Origin of the sequence: Virgibacillus salinus (genome assembly GCF_900102415.1) — a bacterium.
Classification (GTDB): domain Bacteria; phylum Bacillota; class Bacilli; order Bacillales; family Amphibacillaceae; genus Lentibacillus; species Lentibacillus subterraneus.
The window spans coordinates 123,168-140,807 of record NZ_FNKD01000004.1; the positions used below are offsets into that span (position 1 = coordinate 123,168).

General features: G+C 39.4%; 20 protein-coding genes. 9 read left to right on the forward strand and 11 right to left on the reverse strand.

The window, feature by feature from the left end:
• Positions 1 to 272 precede the first annotated feature (272 nt).
• Both BLS02_RS16190 and BLS02_RS16195 read right to left on the reverse strand, forming a co-directional pair.
• Entirely contained in the window at positions 273 to 1,334 is a 1,062-nt protein-coding gene (locus tag BLS02_RS16190) for a DUF4030 domain-containing protein (RefSeq protein ID WP_139180810.1), read from the reverse strand.
• Between the two features lie 6 nt (positions 1,335 to 1,340).
• Positions 1,341 to 1,835 carry a sigma-70 family RNA polymerase sigma factor gene (locus BLS02_RS16195; protein WP_368073029.1) on the reverse strand — a complete coding sequence of 165 codons (495 nt, stop codon included), beginning with the start codon at positions 1,833 to 1,835 and terminating at the stop codon, positions 1,341 to 1,343.
• Between the two features lie 303 nt (positions 1,836 to 2,138).
• Here BLS02_RS16195 and BLS02_RS16200 point away from each other — a divergent pair, with 303 nt between their 5' ends.
• The 4 genes from BLS02_RS16200 to BLS02_RS16215 all read left to right on the forward strand — a co-directional run bounded on the left by BLS02_RS16200 (position 2,139) and on the right by BLS02_RS16215 (position 5,446).
• Positions 2,139 to 2,441 (forward strand): MGMT family protein, encoded by a 303-nt coding sequence (locus BLS02_RS16200; RefSeq protein WP_092494078.1) that lies wholly within the window; start codon positions 2,139 to 2,141, stop codon positions 2,439 to 2,441.
• Between the two features lie 86 nt (positions 2,442 to 2,527).
• A complete protein-coding gene (locus BLS02_RS16205; RefSeq protein ID WP_092494079.1) occupies positions 2,528 to 2,812 on the forward strand; it encodes a YhdT family protein in 285 nt (94 codons plus the stop codon).
• A complete protein-coding gene (gene panF, locus BLS02_RS16210; protein WP_092494080.1) occupies positions 2,809 to 4,236 on the forward strand; it encodes a sodium/pantothenate symporter in 1,428 nt (475 codons plus the stop codon). Before BLS02_RS16205 ends, panF begins: the two co-directional genes overlap by 4 nt.
• Positions 4,237 to 4,375: 139 nt before the next feature.
• Positions 4,376 to 5,446: a DUF4097 family beta strand repeat-containing protein gene (locus BLS02_RS16215; RefSeq protein ID WP_092494081.1), complete on the forward strand. Its 1,071-nt coding sequence runs from the start codon at positions 4,376 to 4,378 to the stop codon at positions 5,444 to 5,446.
• 46 nt (positions 5,447 to 5,492) lie between these two features.
• On the opposite strand, the gene BLS02_RS16220 is transcribed toward BLS02_RS16215, so the two are convergent.
• The gene (locus tag BLS02_RS16220) at positions 5,493 to 7,475 is read right to left on the reverse strand and encodes an acetoacetate--CoA ligase (protein ID WP_092494082.1); all 1,983 of its coding nucleotides are present in this window, start codon (positions 7,473 to 7,475) and stop codon (positions 5,493 to 5,495) included.
• 214 nt (positions 7,476 to 7,689) lie between these two features.
• Between BLS02_RS16220 and BLS02_RS16225 the strand changes: the two genes are divergently transcribed.
• The gene (locus BLS02_RS16225; RefSeq protein ID WP_092494083.1) at positions 7,690 to 8,178 is read left to right on the forward strand and encodes a DinB family protein; all 489 of its coding nucleotides are present in this window, start codon (positions 7,690 to 7,692) and stop codon (positions 8,176 to 8,178) included.
• 24 nt (positions 8,179 to 8,202) lie between these two features.
• The gene (locus BLS02_RS16230; protein ID WP_092494084.1) at positions 8,203 to 8,871 is read left to right on the forward strand and encodes a chlorite dismutase family protein; all 669 of its coding nucleotides are present in this window, start codon (positions 8,203 to 8,205) and stop codon (positions 8,869 to 8,871) included.
• A gap of 606 nt (positions 8,872 to 9,477) precedes the next feature.
• Here BLS02_RS16230 and BLS02_RS16235 read toward each other — a convergent pair.
• From BLS02_RS16235 to BLS02_RS16255, 5 genes are all read right to left on the reverse strand, one after another.
• On the reverse strand, positions 9,478 to 10,002 hold the full coding sequence (locus tag BLS02_RS16235; protein WP_092494085.1) for a type 1 glutamine amidotransferase domain-containing protein: 525 nt from the start codon (positions 10,000 to 10,002) through the stop codon (positions 9,478 to 9,480).
• A 66-nt stretch (positions 10,003 to 10,068) separates the two neighbouring features.
• Positions 10,069 to 10,317 (reverse strand): DNA alkylation repair protein, encoded by a 249-nt coding sequence (locus BLS02_RS16240; RefSeq protein WP_092494086.1) that lies wholly within the window; start codon positions 10,315 to 10,317, stop codon positions 10,069 to 10,071.
• Between the two features lie 58 nt (positions 10,318 to 10,375).
• Positions 10,376 to 10,810, reverse strand: coding sequence for a YueI family protein (locus tag BLS02_RS16245; RefSeq protein WP_092494087.1), 435 nt, complete (start codon positions 10,808 to 10,810; stop codon positions 10,376 to 10,378).
• A 161-nt stretch (positions 10,811 to 10,971) separates the two neighbouring features.
• Positions 10,972 to 11,145, reverse strand: coding sequence for a YfhD family protein (locus BLS02_RS16250; protein ID WP_092494088.1), 174 nt, complete (start codon positions 11,143 to 11,145; stop codon positions 10,972 to 10,974).
• Between the two features lie 64 nt (positions 11,146 to 11,209).
• Positions 11,210 to 12,007 carry a TIGR00266 family protein gene (locus BLS02_RS16255; protein ID WP_092494089.1) on the reverse strand — a complete coding sequence of 266 codons (798 nt, stop codon included), beginning with the start codon at positions 12,005 to 12,007 and terminating at the stop codon, positions 11,210 to 11,212.
• A gap of 153 nt (positions 12,008 to 12,160) precedes the next feature.
• Here BLS02_RS16255 and BLS02_RS16260 point away from each other — a divergent pair, with 153 nt between their 5' ends.
• Positions 12,161 to 14,104, forward strand: a complete 1,944-nt coding sequence (locus BLS02_RS16260; protein ID WP_092494090.1) for an aconitate hydratase — start codon at positions 12,161 to 12,163, stop codon at positions 14,102 to 14,104.
• Between the two features lie 13 nt (positions 14,105 to 14,117).
• Positions 14,118 to 14,291: a hypothetical protein gene (locus BLS02_RS19055; RefSeq protein ID WP_175476822.1), complete on the forward strand. Its 174-nt coding sequence runs from the start codon at positions 14,118 to 14,120 to the stop codon at positions 14,289 to 14,291.
• 88 nt (positions 14,292 to 14,379) lie between these two features.
• Here the strand turns inward: BLS02_RS19055 and BLS02_RS16265 are convergent, their stop codons facing one another.
• Positions 14,380 to 14,991 carry a spore coat protein gene (locus BLS02_RS16265; RefSeq protein ID WP_092494091.1) on the reverse strand — a complete coding sequence of 204 codons (612 nt, stop codon included), beginning with the start codon at positions 14,989 to 14,991 and terminating at the stop codon, positions 14,380 to 14,382.
• A gap of 225 nt (positions 14,992 to 15,216) precedes the next feature.
• Between BLS02_RS16265 and BLS02_RS16270 the strand changes: the two genes are divergently transcribed.
• The gene (locus BLS02_RS16270; RefSeq protein WP_092494092.1) at positions 15,217 to 16,164 is read left to right on the forward strand and encodes an MBL fold metallo-hydrolase; all 948 of its coding nucleotides are present in this window, start codon (positions 15,217 to 15,219) and stop codon (positions 16,162 to 16,164) included.
• A 189-nt stretch (positions 16,165 to 16,353) separates the two neighbouring features.
• Here BLS02_RS16270 and BLS02_RS16280 read toward each other — a convergent pair whose 3' ends face one another.
• Entirely contained in the window at positions 16,354 to 16,746 is a 393-nt protein-coding gene (locus BLS02_RS16280; RefSeq protein ID WP_092494093.1) for a hypothetical protein, read from the reverse strand.
• Positions 16,747 to 16,836: 90 nt separating this feature from the next.
• Positions 16,837 to 17,640 carry a metallophosphoesterase gene (locus BLS02_RS16285; protein WP_092494094.1) on the reverse strand — a complete coding sequence of 268 codons (804 nt, stop codon included), beginning with the start codon at positions 17,638 to 17,640 and terminating at the stop codon, positions 16,837 to 16,839.

The window sequence follows — 17,640 nt, forward strand, 5'->3', positions numbered from 1 at the left end:
TAAGATTTAACTTGTGGATCGTTGTTTTACACCTCACAAGTGAACCCGTTAATAATGGTCGATGTATTTTTGTTTGCCTAATAAGCTGTTTATTGGTGGAATGAGTGCCTGGGTTCTTTTCGGATTGCGCGATACGAGCACTCATTAGGGGTATGAGAACCCGGATTCTGTTAAGTAAAAAAGGAGACCAAATCTCTCTCTATGCGATTTGGTCAGTTACTCGTATATGTTACTCCACCAAAGCTAATCAGTCGCAGTGGCTAAATCCTTTTTTAGTTTATTATCTTCTCATCTTTATTGTATACATTAATCTTATACGGGTCATCCTGCACATTTTCTTCAACTTCCCCTGACTCGATAAATTGCCGAACTTTACTTTCTATTCGTTTACCTAACTCCTTTGCATCGGAGTCTGGAGAGTCAATTGATGTTCTGATTGACAGCGTAAGTGGCGAAGGATAGAAGGAATAACCGATACCCTCAACTTTTAGTTCTTCAATACCTAGCAGCCCCGTGGAGATAGTGGATATAACAGGCCTCCATCTTTTATCTGCCTTTTTCTTCTCCGGATCCGTTTTATATACTTTTATTTTGAAGTCGCCCATATCTTTTTCTTTTACTATATTTCTTACAATTTGCTTCATTTCGTCTACTCTTTTTTCTGAAACAGGTATTTCTAATGGAATAAACTTCTCAACATCATTGATTCTGACATGTGCAGAAAAGATCTCGTAATTCTGTTTTTCAAATGCTTCTAAAATAGTATTTTCCACCTGATTACTTTGCTTTGCATATGATTCATTTTTCTTCTTCTGTTCTTCGGGAATCTCTTCTGGTACGTATTCCTTTTTAACTTCCACATTATAGGCATCCAGCCCTTTAGCGTTTAAAACATTTTTTACTTCCTTCTCTACTTCCCCTTTGACTTCATTATAATAATTTTCATCTCCCCTGATAGATATCCCTATAGTCTTATCCCGGACTGTTAGAGAGGCGCCGCTGATTTTGTAACCTTGTTCATCAAGGTTATCGGCAATTGTCCCAACTAGAGAAGGATACGGTTCTGATTCTGTCTCTTGCTCAAATAATGTATTTAAAATGGGAACTTGAGCCAAGACATTAGCGACAGTCGGTGAAGCAAATGCAGATCCAATTAATATTCCAATTAGTAGTACTGCAGCTGAGCTAATGTACATTAATTTTTTACCAATACCCATTTTTACCTTTTCATTTCTTATTTCATCAAAAACTGCATTCTTAATTCTATCCGTGGTTCCATCCTTATAGTATTTGCTAAAGTAATAATCCTTTAGCTTTCTGAAAATTTTATCCACAAACAATCACTCTCCTTCAAAAGAAGTTATCTTTTGTTTAAGTTTGTCCCTGCCTCTAGCCAATCTAGTTCTCACTGTGTTGGAATTAATATTGAGAGATACCGCAATTTCATCAATTTTTTGCTCATGGAAATAATATAAAACTAAAATCTCCCGATATTTAATAGGCAGCCTGAAAATAATCCGTAACAGTTGATCTTTCCGGTTTTGTTTCATGAAAATTTCTTCAGAACTCTCACTGTCTAACTTATTTTCAAAAAATTGACGAGGGTATATTAAATTAACTACTTTATTTTTTCGTAAAAAATCCTTCGAGGTATTGACGGTAATACGATATATCCAAGAAGTTACAGAAGCCTCGCCACGGTACTTATCCATGTGTCTGTAGCATTTGATGAAAACTTCCTGAGAGATATCTTCTGCCATTCCACGATCTTTTACAAAAGAGTAGGCAAGCAGATACACTTTCTGTGAATGGGCTGTCATCAGTTCATTTAATATTTCTTCTTTATCTTTATCAGTTGTATACGTTTCGCCTTTACTTAATTAAATTGGGTCATCGCGATAACCACTCATGTTACTTCCCCCTTACCAATCACTATTAAGACCTATTTAATTTGTTTTATGTTTCAATTATTTATAAATTATTTCTAGCAGTTATGAAATTGATTCAACTACTTTTTATTGCATAAATGCAGCCAGGGCACTCGCATTAAGGCATGGCGATTGCCAAGTTTTCTAAAAAGGTGTTTCTCCAATGAAAATGATAGAATATAAGCGGACGATATTATGACGGAGGTAGTTATGCAAAAGTTCACGGCTGATGTTATAGACATTATATCAAACATACCAAGTGGAAAAGTAATGACATATGGGCAGATTGCTAGACTGGCTGGCAGCCCTAGAGGAGCAAGGCAGGTATCCCGAATTCTTCATTCTATGAGCAGGAAATATAATCTTCCTTGGCACCGGGTTATAAATGCCCAAGGGGAGATTAGTATTAAAGACGAGGAGTTATACAATGTTCAGAAACTATCACTTGAGAGTGAAGGTATATTATTCAATGGAAACACAGTTGATTTAGGGGAGTATCAGCAAAAAGTATAAGATATGTAATTTTCAAATATTTACAACGGTAGGTGCTTTCCGTTATATTATAAACAGTTAGCTCTAGATAAAAGGGAGCGTGGAAAATGAGAGATTACCAAGTGCAAGATAATGATTATCGATATAAGATCGCGAACCGCGAGGCATTAATAGGGGTCGGACTGGTTATTTTTAATTTTGTCTGGTGGTTCGCGTTTGCTTATGGATTGGGCGGAAAAGACCCGTCTGAGTATTCATATGTAATGGGGTTTCCTGCATGGTTCTTTTACAGTTGTGTGCTTGGATTTGTAGTAATGGCAGTACTGGTGACGGTAATTGTCAAAAAATGGTTTGTGGATATACCCTTTGAGGAAGAGGAGCATGACGAATGAACTGGCAGGCGTTAATACCGTTAATTGGTCTGTTATTGATAATTTTTGGTGTGGGTATATGGGCAGGAAAGTTTATAAAGTCATCAAATACATTTCTTCAGGAGTACTTCCTTGGTGGACGGAACATGGGTGGCTTTGTTTTAGCAATGACGATGACTGCCACATATGGAAGTGCAAGCAGCTTTATTGGTGGACCAGGTGTCGCATATAACGAAGGCCTCGGCTGGGTATTATTGGCAATGTCTCAGGTTGTGACTGGCTATTTTGTTTTAATGATTTTAGGCAAAAAATTCGCGATTGTTACCCGGAAATATAATGCGGTAACGATGGTGGACTTTTTGAAAGAACGCTATAAATCTAAATGGGTCGTCTTACTTTCTGCATTAAGCATTATTATATTTCTATTTTCAGCGATGGCAGCCCAATGGATTGGCGGTGCTCGATTAATTGAGTCACTTGTTGGCATTTCGTATACGAGTGCATTGTTTATTTTTGCGTTGTCAGTATTGATTTATGTTACGATCGGCGGATTCAGAGCAGTTGCATTAACAGATGCGATTCAAGGAACAATCATGTTTGTTGGAACGCTTATATTGCTGATTGCGGTTGTAATTGCCGGGGGCGGGATCTCCGCTATTATGACAGATCTCAGTACAGAGAATCCAAATTTGATTACCCCATTTGGAGCTGACGGCAGTCTCACGCCTACATATGTTTCATCTTTTTGGATTCTTGTCGGTGTTGGTGTTGTGGCCTTACCGCAAATCGCTGTCCGGGCAATGTCCTATAAGAGTGCCCGTTCCATGCATCGTGCGCTGATTATCGGGACAATTGTTGTCGGTTTTATTATGCTGAATATGCATTTAATCGGTGTATTTGCCCGCCCGGTTTTACCAGGGATTGAAGTAGGTGATAAGGTAATGCCGCTGATTGCACTGGAGGTATTACCGAATTGGCTTGCGGGCGTTGTTTTGGCGGCACCAATGGCAGCGATTATGTCGACAGTAGACTCACTTTTGCTGCTCGTTAGCTCATCAATTGTGAAGGATTTATACTTAAATTATGTCAGGCCAGACGCATCACATGTTAAAGTTAAACGATTGAGTATTGGGATTACTGCTGTATTAGGAATTATTATTTTTATAATGGCATTAAACCCGCCAGATTTAATAATATGGTTAAATTTATTTGCGTTTGGTGGACTGGAAGCGGCATTTATTTGGCCAATTGTAATGGGTCTCTACTGGAAGAAAGGGAATAAATACGGTGCCCTCGCCTCAATGGTTGTCGGGGTAGGGTTATATATCTTATCAGAATCATTCTTCCCTCAACCACTGGGACTTCATTCGGTTGTATTGCCGATTGTTTTGTCGTTCGTTGCGTATGTTGTGGCAAGTTTTAGCACTCAAAAAAGACATATTTAATTGTTTTGGCGCTTTCGATGCATTCGGGGGCGCTTTCTTATTTAAGACTTAAGATGGAGTGCAAATCAATCTAAGGCGGGTTTCTTGAAAAAAATATTCTAGTTAAACTAGAGTTATTAATAGAAAAATAGAGGTGGAAATGATGAAAGAAGGGAAGACAGTTGGTAAAGTAATTGAGAACGTATTGCATGGAGGCAGAAAAGCGGTAAACAAAGAAGTTATCACGCAAAAAGATACGATTGATAATGTTGCTAAGTTAAAGGAGCTTAACATTTCAACATCTGAAGCCTCTGTTAACGTTAGTACCCATGAAGACAAGAAAGTTGATCTGTTCCTGGAAACATATGAGGGTGGACCGGAATTAAAAATAGATTACTCGGGGGACAGTTTGAGCGTATCGGCAAAAGGATCAGAGGCTTATAAGTCCTTAAATACTCCTCCCTGCATGCTTCACGTTGTGGTTCCCAGTGAAATTTCTGGAAATTGGAGTATCATTTCATGTTCAGGAGACATTTCTGCAGCTAATCTTACATCCGACTTATTCGATATTAGATCAAGTTCTGGTGAAGTAAATATTGCTAATTTGGAAGCGCAAAAACTACATTTAAAGACATCATCTGGCAAAATAACGGTCAGCGAAGTTAAAGTTAGTGATGTTTATTTTGAAACGTCATCCGGGGAAGCAGCATTGTATGGAATAAAGGGGGACCTCACAGGTTCAACGAGTTCAGGAGATGTGACTGTGATGAACTTTCAAGGAGAAAAGTTTCATGTTGTTACTTCTTCTGGGAAGATACAGCAAAGTAATGGCATTGTTAATGATATAAGTCTAAAAACTTCGTCTGGCAGTATACAAGCGGACAGTTTGAAGGGTGAAAAGGTAATGCTTCACGCAAATTCTGGTGATATTAAATGTACTCGTTTTACAGGAGATGCTAAAGGCTACACGATATCTGGAGATGTATTGATGTCACTTTTAGATGAAAGCTCGCTGGATCTTGAATCATCTAGTGGAGACATAACATTACTTGCTGGAAAGGTAAATTTGAATGCAATTGTTCAAGTTAGTACAGGTTCAGGAGATATCTTCAATAAGCTACCATTGATGAGTGTTAAAAAACACTCAGGTAATCATTTAAAGGGAGTTGTTGGAGAGGGTAAAAATCCTATCTCGCTCAAAGCAGGATCAGGTGATGTGATAATTTCTTAGACGTAAGAGAAAAACCGAGCTTGGGCGAACAAGCTCGGTTTGTTGCTCACTGTCTTTCTTTTGCAAAAGATATAAAATAATCCAGTGACTTCTCATTACTTAATGAGCCTTTATTTACTACTTTATCCACTGGTTTACCCATCAAGATTTTTTTGACTGGAATCTCCAGTTTTTTACCGTTTAATGTTGTCGGTAATTCAGGAACTTCGTATATTCCAGTTGGAACATGACGCGGTGAACAGTGCTTTTTAATTTCGTTTTTAATGGTCTTTTTAATAGACTCTGTTAACTCCTCACCTTCTTTCATGGTGACAAATAATGGTGTGCTGGAGTCACCATCGTCGGCAGGGATATCTACTATTAAGCTATCAGTTACTTGTTTCACATGATCAACAGCACGATATATTTCACTCGTACCAATCCGGATACCTCCGCGGTTTATTGTTGCATCCGAGCGCCCATAAATAACACATGTATGTCGGTTGGTAATTTTCAAGTAATCACCATGACGCCAGATTCCTGGGAATACATCAAAATAGCTGTCATGTAAGCGGCTGCCATCCGCATCATTCCAAAAATAGATTGGCATTGATGGGAAAGGTTCCGTTAAAACCAGTTCGCCAACTTCTTCTGTTTGCGGTTCTCCTTCATCGCTAAAACTTTCAATTTTAGCACCAAGCCCACGGCATTGAAGCTCACCGGCATACACCGGCTCAGTCGGAATTCCAAGGATAAATGCTGTACAAACATCTGTACCGCCGCTAGCGGATGCAATCCACAGGTCTTCTTTGACATTGTCATAGCACCATTGGAATCCTTCAGGTGGCAAAGGTGACCCTGTTGAGCTAATATTCTTCAAATGGCTCAGGTCAAATTCTTCACCAGGAGTAAGCCCGTCATCTTTCATGCATGCAGTAATGTAGCTTGCACTGGTACCAAAGACAGTCATTCGTGTATCTTCAGCAAATTTCCACAGCATTTTTTTATCCGGGTAGCCTGGATTCCCATCATACAGAATTATTGTACTGCCTGTAAGAAGCCCGCCAACAAGGTAGTTCCACATCATCCAGCCTGTTGTAGTAAACCAGAAGAACCGGTCTTCATTTCCAAGGTCGGCATGGAATGTAAGTGCTTTTAAATGTTCGAGTAAAATGCCGCCCTGACTCTGTACGATTGGTTTTGGTTTACCAGTTGTTCCTGATGAAAATAATACCCATAATGGGTCATTGAATGGCACATGCTCGTAAGTGAGCGTATGCTGCTTACTTGTTTGTACTGCATCATTCCATAGCGTTACATTTTTTAAATGATTAAAGCTGGAGTTTTCATTTAAATAAGGGATTCCAATTGTTGCTTCTAACGATGGAATCTCTGCTTGTATATTTTTTACAACTTCTGTCCGATCGAACTCTTTCCCGCTATAGCTGTATCCGTCAACGGTGATCATGACTTTTGGTTCGATTTGTTTAAAACGGTCGATGACACTTTGTGTACCGAAGTCAGGTGATGCACTCGACCAAACTGCCCCAAGACTAGCAGTTGCTAGAAATGCAACGACTGATTCATAGATATTGGCAACATAGGCAACAACACGATCCCCTTTTGTTACGCCAAGATCTTTAAGGGTTTGCTGTAGTGCAGCAGTTTCCTGGTATAGCTGCTTCCAGGTTATTTCTGCATTTTTTCTTGTTTCTGAGGAGTGGACGATTGCTGGTTTATTTTCATCCCGATTTCTGAAAATATGCTCGGTATAATTGATTGTCGCCTCTGGAAACCATTTCGCCCCGGGCATATCGTGTGAGGTTAATATCGTTTGGTAAGGTTGTTCTGCTTGAAGATCAAAATATTCCCAGATAGATTCCCAAAACAATTCCAGCTCATGAACAGACCATTTCCATAGTGAATGATAGTCATTAAATTGCATGTTCTTATGTTGTTTTAACCATTTCATATAATTATAGATATTTGATTGCTGTTTACGTTCTTCATCTGGTTCCCATAAAAGGGTGCCCTCATTAATTTCACTCATCGTACCCCTCCTTGATTGAACAGTCACTAATCTTATTATATGAAACCGTTTACCAGGTGTAAAGGAAACAAAAGTAAGAACACGCAACCTAAATAGTCACAAAAAAGCCATAATCTCTTCAGAAATGTGATTAACATCACATATTAATATGAAAAACTTAATTATGATTGTTTTGTGGAACAGAAAAAAACTTTACATATACGAGGTGAAAGGGATGTTAATTTCTAATCTTGGCAGGACACGAACAAAACTATTAACTAGTTTCCAAGATTTAAGTGATGAACAGTTAAATCAGAAGCCATCTGATAAAAGCTGGAGTATTGCTCAAGTGCTTCATCATTTATATACATCAGAAAAGGCTATGGCAGGACTTGTTTTGGATGCTTTGCAGGCTAACACAGAAAAGGTGGAGGAGAAAGACCTATCTTTTGTAACTGACAGAACCAAAAAATCCAAAGCAATGAGTGAACCACCGAATGAAATGATGACAAAGGAAAATTTACTTCAGTTATTAGAGGAATCCAGGTTTCAGCACTTACAGTTTGTCTTTAATGAAACACACGAACGAATTTTGGCTAAAAAATCTATGAAACATCAGGATTTTGGAGAAATAAGTTTAAAAAATGCAGTCGATCTTATCTGGCTGCATGAAAAACGCCATATCAATCAAATACAGGAAATCAGACAGCAATTGAACTTTTAACTCAAATTTAGGGAGGAATACAACATGGAGGAACAATTTACGAACCATTTGGCAGTTAAATATACATCACAATGGGATGAGCTTTCAGTCGGTCAAAAGAAAGAAGCTGTAAAGGATGCTGTAGCAATCTTTCATAAATATGAGGATACAGTTGGTCTAAGGGGGGCATACGTAACACAGGGATTTCAGGCGCATACCGATATACTATTTTGGATGTATGCGGATCGATTCCAGGATATCCAGGACCTCCAGTTGGATTTACGTCGCTCAACATGGGGGAAATATATTGATATTCCACATGCGTTTACAGGAATGACTAAGCCATTTGAGTTTTCCGAGCACCCGACTTCTTTTCAAATGGGAGTTCCAGCAAGAGAATACTTGTGCTTCTATCCGTTTATCCGGACCCCTGAATACTATTTGTTACCGAAGTGGGAACGAAAGGCACTAATTGGTGATCATGGAAATATCGGACATGAATTTATTCCTGGAATTTTAACAAACGGAGTGTATGGATTTGGACTAGGTGACTACGAATGGCTATTATCATTTGAAACAAATGACCTGGGATTGCTGGTTGATTGTGTCCGCAAACTGCGGGAGTCAAAATCAAGGCTGTATATGCAGCATGAATGGCCATTTATCGTAGGACGGCACTTTGAGCTAGAAGATGCTTTATCACAATATATTTGATATGTTTGCGACGGAATGTGGGAAATACTTGAGTGCTATGACAACCGCTAAGGAAGTACAGTGCGCGCACCTTAGGGGCTGTCGAGTCTCCTCAATAAAAACAAGTATAGCTCAAATTTCACCAATGGCTCAGTTTTGGGGAGAGAAAAATGCGCCCTATTGTTGAATATCCCATTTATTAACGGAATGAGGATCCGCTTCGACTGACTTGGCGGATCCTCATTCCGTTATTTGCCTGAAAACCCTCGTTTTAAGCTTGGGTTCGAATCCTCGTTCCGCTATTTGTCATTTCGGCCTCAAATTTGGCTGGTTTTTGGCTTTTAACGGAACGAGGATCCGTCTCACCCTTCCGAGAGCACCTTTTCTGCTATTTAGCGGAATGAGGATTCATTCGACTGATTGTTGGATACTTATTCCGAGCGTCAATACTTCAGCCTCTTATTGTATAATCCTTCCAGCAGTTTAAGGTGTACTGAATAGTGAGTTTTATATTGTTTTCTCCCCTAGAACTGAATTCGCTAGATTAAAGCTGCGCTCCTAAGCATAAGGAGTTCTAAGAAAGTAAAATACGCCTTCATAATAATTCCGATATACCAGTATTCTAATCTATTGCTCAGCTAGTTTGTCGGCAAATGCCTTTGCATAGGCTGGCAGGTCTGGTGGACGTCGACTAGAAACGATATGTCCATCGACAATAACCGCTTCATCAATCCAAGTTGCGCCTGCATTTGACATATCATCCTTAATGCCTGGTGTGCTGGTAACTGTTCTCCCTTGTAAAATATTAGCAGAAATCAGCACCCAGCCTGCATGACAGATTTGCCCGATTGGTTTTTTGGCATCGTTCATTACTCGAACATATTCGAGTACTTCCGGATAGCGCCTCAATTTGTCTGGTGCCCATCCTCCTGGAACAAGAATTGCATCATAATCTTCAGCATTAACATCGGAAAAGGCATAATCTGATGTTGCGGGAACACCATATTTACCCACATATTTTTTGTGTGACTCTTTTCCGACCAGGTGAACATCAGTTCCCTCTTCCTGAAGTCTAAGGACTGGATACCATAGTTCAAGATCTTCAAAGTCATCTTCTACAAGCGCAATTACTTTCTTATCCGTTAATCGCATAAATAACCCTCCGTATTATTGTTGGTCCAAGTGTACCAAAGGGATGGCACGATTTCGAATGTAGTGTTACTGACCACTGTACTTGGCAAATTTCACAAACGTGTTTTCATCTTCAATAAGCCCGCAGGCGCCACATTGAATTCTGTATTCCGGTCCTTTGTAGGCAATGTGAAAGACATCCATATTATCATTGGTGTATTCATTCGTTATTTCACCTGTCTGTGCATCCAGCTTCACTGGTTTTACTACTTGTTCGATAATGTTGAAGCGTGAACGATTTGTTTTGCAATTCGGGCAAAGGTATTGTTGTGTCATTTGAACACCTCCAACCCTTATTATTCCTGAATTGCATTATATTATGAATTGGAGTCTATTATGTAAACCACCGTTTTACTTTAGAAAAAAATGATGCAGGTTCTTCGGGTTCATCCTTTTCTTCTGTATTTTGTACAAAAATATCTTCTTTGTCGATAGCGTAATCATATGTTAACACAGCGCCTATGTCTGTATCGGCATCATTGTTGGTGATGACGGTGTATGCGATATTGTATTTTTTGGCCAGAGCCTTTTCTTCCTTTAAAAATTTGGAAGATACGTGTCCGTTGATTAGTAGTTTGGCATCATTATTGCTCTTCATTGCTTCATCCAGCTTTTTTAGCCCTTTGTCGGTCATCACCTGACCCTTGGTAAGTGCGATAACTATTCTTTCTCTAATTGTTCCTAGAAATTGCTTGCGTTCAGCTCTCTTTGTTTGCTTGGAACCGTAAATCCCTTCCGTGAGATAATCCTCAACGTTCTTTTTTCCCATATCTGCACCTCATTTATTCGCTTATATACCAATTGTATAATATGACAAACATATCAGCCAATTTTAAATATTATTCGACAAAAACCGGGAAGTGACAGGCACGTACCAAAACACCGCAATACCAACAAAAAGTGCCCCGATCTGCTGGGGCACTTTGAATGTTACTTTCGTTTGGCGCGTTTATCTGCTTGTTGACTTCTTGCTTGTGCTTCTTTATCCTCGTGGTCAGCAAATTCCTTAGAAAACTCAACATCACGGCCATCTGTTTTTTGGTTCTTTGGTGTTTGTGCCAGAAAGTTTTTTCCTCTTGGTTTGTTGTGTTCATCTCTACCCAAGTTATCCACCTCTTTTTAATAGTTTCCTGGGTAGTATGTGCAAAATCAAGTGACTTTATAAAGTCTATTTTCTGTCTCCGCCCAATAAATCGAACAAACCTCCAGCTACACTTCCTTCACCCTTTGATCCGCCTTTCTCTGGTGCTGCCGCAAATATTCTGCTTGCCAGACGGCTGAATGGAAGTGATTGAATCCAAACCTCTCCAGGACCTCTCAGTGTTGCGAAGAATAGTCCTTCGCCACCAAACATCGCCGTTTTGATACCGCCTACAAATTCAACGTTGTAATCAACATCACCTGTCATTGCTACAAGACAACCGGTATCGACTTTTAATGACTCGCCCGGTTCAAGTACTTTCTTGTGAATTGTTCCACCTGCGTGAACAAAAGCCATGCCATCGCCTTCAAGCTTTTGCATAATAAATCCTTCACCACCGAAGAAACCTGCTCCAACTTTCTTCTGGAATTCAACACCAACAGAGACACCCTTTGCTGCGGCCAGGAAGGCGTCTTTTTGACAGATTAATTTCCCATTTATTTCACTTAAATCCATCGGAATAATCTTCCCAGGATATGGTGAAGCAAAGGATAGGTGTTTTTTTCCTGATCCTTCATTTGTGAAAGTAGTCATGAATAGACTTTCGCCAGTAATGACACGTTTACCTGCACCAAGAAGCTTTCCCATTATTCCACTTCCTTGATTAGAAGAACCGTCACCAAATATGGTTTCCATGCTTATTTGCTCATCCATCATCATTAAGCTTCCTGCTTCGGCAATAACAGTTTCCTCTGGATCAAGCTCCACCTCTACAAATTGCATATCATCCCCATGTAGTTCGTAATCGATTTCATGATTATTCAATTTTTACAGCTCCTTTACCTTGTTTTTAGATAATACGTGATAACTCATCAAGAGATTCGTATATCTTACAAATAATTATAGGCTTTTTTTCATATACTAAAAAAGTATACTAGAGTATAAAAATTTATATGAAAAGTAAATAGGAGGAATTCTATGCCGTTGAACATCACACAAAAGCTTATAAAAGACCATCTAGTGGCTGGAAAAATGGAAGCTGGGGAAGAGATAGGGCTTAAAATTGATCAAACGTTAACACAGGATGCTACCGGAACACTAGTGATGCTTGAACTAGAAGCAATGGAACTGGAACGTGCAAAGACGGAAGCTTCAGCTCAATATGTGGATCATAACTTGATTCAGGTGGATAGTAAGAATCCTGATGATCATTTATTTTTACAAAGTGCAACTAGACGGTTTGGGTTGTACTATAGTCGTCCTGGCAATGGTGTTAGTCACCCGGTTCATATGCAGCGACTAGCGAAGCCGGGAAAAACGTTACTTGGATCAGACAGTCATACTTGTGCTAATGGATGCATGGGCATGCTGGCAATGGGTGCTGGGGGGATTGATGTAGCACTTGCTATTGCGGGTGAACCTTTTTATGTCAAAATGCCTAAAGTGTGGGGGATAAAGTTAACAGGGAAGTTGCCTGACTGGGTCAGTGCTAAGGATGTTATTTTTGAATTGCTCCGTCGACACGATGTAAAAGGTGGTGTCGGGAAGGTCATTGAATACTTCGGTCCTGGACTAAAGGAACTAAGTGCAATGGATCGTCATGTTATTGCCAACATGGGTGCTGAACTTGGCGCTACAGGTACCGTATTCCCTTCTGATAAAGAGATTAAGCGATTCTTAAAGGAACAGGACCGCGAAGATGATTGGATTGAATTGTCTGCTGATAAGGACGCAACATATGATATATATGAAGAAATTGATTTATCTGAAATCGAGCCCCTGATTGCTAAACCATCAAGTCCAGGAAATGTGGTATCAATCTCGGAATTAGTCGGCACCCCGATTTATCAATCATACATCGGATCATCAGCAAATCCAGGGTTTCGTGATTTTGCTATAGCTGCACAAATTGTACATGATAAGCAAATTGCAGATGGAGTCTCGCTGGACATTAATCCAACGTCAAGGCAGATGCTGACAGATTTAGTTAAGGAGAGTCACATTGCAAGTTTGCTTCAGTCTGGCGCGCGGATGCATCAGGCCGGCTGTAATGGATGTATTGGAATGGGGCAAGCTCCAGCTACAGGCAGGAACAGTTTGCGTACTACCCCAAGAAACTTTCCAGGCAGATCTGGTACGAAAGAAGATAGTGTTTACTTATGCAGTCCAGAAACAGCAGCAGCTTCAGCTCTAACTGGGCAAATTACCGATCCTAGAACACTTGGAATGGATTATCCGAAGCTAAAAGACCCCAAGAATCCTACGAATGATATTAGCTTATTGGATACACCACTCCCGCTTGAGGAAGCTAAGAAAGTCGAATTATACAAAGGTCCGAATATCGCTTCCATTCCAAAGATGGACGAAATGGCTGATCATTTAGAACTCCCTATACTGTTAAAAATGGGGGATAACATTTCTACTGATGAAATATTAGCTGGCGGGGCACGTGTACTGCCATTTCGAAGTAATTTGCCTGAAATTAGCAAGTTTACGTTTGAGATTATTGATGATACTTACTATAAACGAGGGAAAGCAACGGTAGATAAGGGTGGGCATGCTGTAGTTGGTGGATATAACTATGGTCAAGGTTCAAGTCGCGAACATGCTGCATTGGCACCTAGGTATCTTGGTTTACGTGTTGCTTTGGTAAAAGATTTTGCTCGGATTCATTGGCAGAACCTAGTTAACTTTGGTGTATTACCACTAACATTCGTGAATGAAGAAGACTATGATTTACTCATTCCTGGTGACGTTTTGGAATTAACAGATTTACGGAATAAAATTCAACAGGGAAATCAATTTTCGATAAAAGTAAAAGATAAGGACCAGGAAATAAATGTTCAACATGCCCTATCAGAACGTCAACTTGAAATTATGCTAAAAGGTGGAATTATTAACTGGGTGAAAAATAAACAATAATGGAGGCTAAATTATGAATAGAGAAGACACCTGTAAAGCATGTGAGGGAACAGGAATGCTATCAGATGATGAAGGCTGGCAATACCAATGCAGTGTGTGTCACGGAGACGGAAAATACGATCTAGCTGATATTACAAGATCAGCCAGAATAATGGAAGTAGACGAAAATAACCGACTGCTGGATTAGTAGGTGCCTGTCACTCCCCGAATTTTGTCAAATTTTGACGAATAAAAACTACCTGATCGCATCAAGCGAAACAGGTAGTTTTTTATAATTAGTGCGGCATTGTCCCCTGAGCAGGTGCATAGCTGTTCTGGAAGGCTTGCATGTGCTGTTGCTGCAACTGTGGAACTTGATAATATTGATTCTTATTCTGATATAAAAATACTTCATAAGCCATCTCAACCATGTTTGGAACACTATCTGCCATAATACGCCGCATAATTGGATTTGTCATTTCCAGTGACGTCATTGTAAATGCAGATGCGGCTGATTTCATTGAACCTAACATGAAACCGGAAATACTTTGATCATTTAGCTCTGTGACAGATTGGGCAGGTGTCTTTGGCTGTGAAGGCTGCATGCCATACATGACATCGTTATTTTGGTCCATTTTATAGGATTGTGTCGGTACAGCAGGGTCTTGTCCAGTTTTTAGCGTATCAACAATTGTATTGTAAAGTTGGGTACAGAATGCGCGATGCTTTTGGCACATTGCTTTCAATTCCTGGTCTTGAATATGCTGTTCGTATAATACGCCTTGCTCCATTGCGCCTACTAATGTTGACATGGCTTCATGAGCATCGAACATGTCATGCCCACCATAGTGTTGTTGAGGCGGCATTTGAGAAGTTCCCTGTAAATTCTGTTGTTCTTCATTATGCATCAATAGATGACCTCCTTTAAATAGTCAATGTTATTTTGAACTAAAAAGGGTTTATTATGTATGTATGGAGGTGAAAATTTTCATTTCCGTCCTTGCTTGATTTTGTCGCTTACAGCTGTCTTTGTATTGTTGGTGCTTGTGAAGAATTCGTTTATTTAAGGCAATTCATGTATAATTTTCAGTAATAACATGGATTGGAAATGAAATTAATTAGGAGGTAAGAAAATGGAGGAGAAAGAACCGATTGAGCTGGATAAGCGAATTCATTTAATTGATGGCTTTGATTTGGCCATACCAGAACGTACCGGTACATATGTGATTGACGATGATGAATTAACGATAGTTGAAACAGGGCCCAGCCCGTCAGTAAAGTATATAAAAAAAGGACTGGAGTCTCTCGGGTTTTCATTAGAAGAATTAAAATATATTATAGTTACACATGTTCATCTTGATCATGCTGGTGGTGCTGGTTTATTCCTTAAGGAGTGTCCGAATGCAACGGTAGTTGTTCATCCAAAGGGTGCAAGACATTTGGAAAATCCTAAAAAGTTAGCAGCAGGTGCAAGGGCTGTTTACGGAGACAGCTTTAGTGAACTATTTGATCCGATTGTCCCTATCCCAGAAGAGCGCTTGCTTGTTAAAGGAGAAGGCGATACATTAAAAATTGGAACTAATTGTACATTGGAATTCCTGGACACACCGGGACATGCTAAACATCATTTCAGCATCTATGATCCGGTTAGTAATGGTGTGTTTACCGGCGATACTGTTGGAATTCGCTATCAGCAGCTAGCACGTGATGGTATTGATTTTTTTCTGCCATCAACATCACCAAATCAATTTGACCCCAACGCCATGCAAACAGCAATTGAGCGTATGCAGAAAATGAATTTGAGCAGAATATATTATGGGCATTTTGGAATGACTGAGCAAGTAGACGTTGCACTCGATCAGGTTTCGGAATGGCTGAGGATTTTTATGGAAATCAGTGAAGAGGCGATAACAGAGGGGAAGGGATATGATGTTATTGCTGGTAAACTTCTTCATCGTGTAAAAGATCACTTGAGCAGTCTTAATGTTCCTGAAGATCATGACGTCTATGTACTGATCAATTTGGATATGCAAGTTAGTGCACTTGGAATTATAGATTATTTTAATAAAGTGAAACAATAAGAAAAGTGCCTATCAGCGGTGATAGGCACTTTATATTTGTCTCCATTTATTGCTTTGAATAATTTAGCTACCAGGAAATGCGGTTTCTGTCTTTTATAATGGCGTGTTTAGCACCCCAAAATGTATCAATCTTTCCTTCTTTTGCAAGCTTATTATAAATTGCTATGGACGGACAGGTTCTGATTTAATTTATTTCTCATCTTCGGTTTTCATAAACGTTAGTACTGCGAAGAATAAAAAGCTTAACAGCAATATGGAGCCACCAACGATGAAGAAGACGGTTACTAATCCATCAGCCAAATCAAATGGTCTTAAGTAATAAAGCCACATGCCAACTGTTAAGCCAACTGACCCAATAATGGCTGTCCAGACATGAAATGCTGCCAGTACCTTATTAGCTGGTGTGAAAATTTTGTAATATACTGCCCATGCGAACAGGGTTAGCCATCCGACAACTAATATGTGTGCGTGAACGGTTTTAAACGCAAGACTGCCTGCCCCGGCCATGTGGGATCCCAGGAATGCACCTACTAAAGCGAATAAAGCCGAAAACCGCAGTAATGTTTTACTGTACGTATTCAAGTTTCTCTCTCCTTTGCTAAATCAGCATTAAAACCAGAGTAGCTTATTCATATGAACGGAATATGAATAATACATTACATCTGAAAACGGTTAGATTTCAATCATTTTAATTGCAGAAGTTATTTCTTCCTCGGCTGATTCGTGTGTCCATTCATATGGGTAGTATCCTAATGGATTACAGATAATTTCCATACCATTGTGCTGTTCATGGTATCGTTTATGCACATGTCCGAATATATACTTTTTAACATTGTACTTATCAGCTAATTGACCAAATTTTTTACTACCCATCATGGAATTGAAGAAGTCCCAACCGGGTTCGTCTTTATATTCCACATATTTTGCATAGGGAACGAAATGAGTAACCATAACAATATTTCGATCGCGATACTTTTCCAGCCAGTACGATAATTTGAGTGTGTAGCGACCAACGACATCTGAATCCGACTCAGCCCAATTGGCATACAATTTATCAGGCCATGTAAAGTTGTTAAAGGTTCCTTTTTTAAAATCACTTTTCGAATAATCAGGAACCCCGAAACTATAATCATACCAGCCACCATCACCTATTACGACCCAATCATCATTTAGTTCGATGACACCATTTCCAAGGTTCCCTGGAAATTGAAGTAATGTTTCATACGCATTTACGGAGTTCTCTTCATAAATATCATGATTACCGTGGACAAAAAGAATTGTTGTGTCAGGACATTCCTTTTGTAGCTGTTCTAATAATGCGAGTGTCTTTTTTGAACTATCAGTTATGTCACCGCTTATAATAAATACATTAGGACGCTTAGTTGTTATCCATTTACTTAAAATCGACATTATATTTGATTGGGTTTCTTTACGGTTAAAATCTTCATGAATGTCGGAAAGTACACCAAGTTTCAT